Consider the following 1,589-nt stretch of genomic DNA (forward strand, 5'->3'; position numbering starts at 1 on the left):
AAGTCCGGCCCCGCTGAATAGCTTGAAGCACCCCCACCCCCATCCCCTCCCCTCAAGGGGAGGGGCTTGGATACGAGCCTCTCCCAACGCTCGGCGAGCTTTCTTGCCGATTGCGCGCGCTGACCGCGCTCGCCGTGCCAGCGGCGGAGGCGGAGTTCGAGATCGGCGTCATTGCCGCCGAGCCCGCGTTCGGACAGCAAGACCGCGGCCTGCGCGGCGAGCCGCCCCCAGCCCCGCGTCGACGCCTCGACGAGCATATGCGCGAGCCGCGGCGGAAGCGGCAGTTTCGCGATCGCCGCGCCGTGCGGCGTCGGGCGACCATCTTCGCCTAGCGCACCCAGCGTCATGAGCCGCTTGCGCGCCTCGGCGATCGCGGCGACGGGTGGAGGATCGATCCAGTTGAGCGTACGCGGGTCGGTTACGCCCCAGAGCGCGCAATCGAGCAGCAGCGGCGACAGGTCGGCTTCCAGTATCTCGGGTGGATCGAAGGGGGGTAGCCCGGCGGTCGCAGCCTCTTCCCACAATCGCCAGGCGACACCGGGCATCTGGCGCGCCGCGCGGCCCGCGCGCTGGGTGACCGAAGCCTGGCTGGCGCGCTCGGTGACGAGGCGCGTCACGCCCGCGGCGCGATCATAGCGCGGGCGGCGGGCGAGCCCCGAATCGACGACGACGCACACGCCGTCGAGCGTGAGGCTGGTCTCGGCGATGCTCGTCGCCAGCACGAGCTTGCGCTTGCCCGCAGGTGCTGCGGCGATCGCGGCGCGCTGCGCGGCGGGGTCGAGCGTGCCGTGGAGCCGGTGCAGGTCGATATCGGCGGGAAGTCCCGCGAGCCGTTCGGCGGTGCGCTCGATCTCGGCGACACCGGGGAGGAAGGCGAGCACTCCGCCCTGCTCCTCGGCGAGCGCGCGGCGGATGGCAGCGGCCATCTTGTCCTCGATCCGCGCCTCGGCACGGCGACCGATATGGCGGAGCGTGAGCGGATGGCTGCGCCCCTCGCTCTCGATCACCCGCGCATCGCCCATCAGCCCGGAAAAGCGTGCACCGTCGAGCGTGGCGGACATCGCGACAAGGCGGAGGTCGGGCCTGAGCCCCGCCTGTGCGTCGAGCGCGAGCGCGAGGCCGAAATCGCTGTCGAGGCTGCGTTCGTGGACCTCATCGAACAGGACCGCGGAGACGCCCGCGAGTTCGGGATCGGCCTGGATGCGGTTGACGAAGATGCCCTCGGTGAGGACGAGCACGCGCGTCGCTGCGGACTGCCTGCTGTCCATCCGCGTCGCATAGCCGATCGTCCGGCCCACCGGCTCGCCCGCGAGCATCGCCATGCGCTCGGCCGCGGCGCGCGCGGCAAGGCGGCGCGGTGACAGCAGCAGGATCTGGCCGATGCACCAGCTTTGGTCGAGCAGCGCGGGAGCGACGGCTGTAGTCTTGCCCGCCCCGGGCGGGGCGACGAGAACGGCATTGGAACTGCCGTCGAGCGCCGCGAGGAGTTCGGGCAGGACGGCGTGGATGGGAAGCGTCATAAGCCCCTCCCTTTCAAGGGAGGGGTTGGGGTGAGTGCGAGCAAAGCGAGCCTCCAAGCATTGCCATGC

Annotated in this window: 1 protein-coding gene; it reads right to left on the reverse strand. The window is 71.3% G+C overall.

Annotated features, from left to right (window positions below; genetic code table 11):
• On the reverse strand, window positions 1-1,520 hold a 1,520-nt coding region (gene hrpB / locus AC3WJD_RS21940; RefSeq protein ID WP_492748968.1), incomplete at its 3' end, for an ATP-dependent helicase HrpB.
• Window positions 1,521-1,589: the final 69 nt, after the last annotated feature.

This window comes from Sphingobium sp. FW306-1B-F04DB (assembly GCF_058781925.1).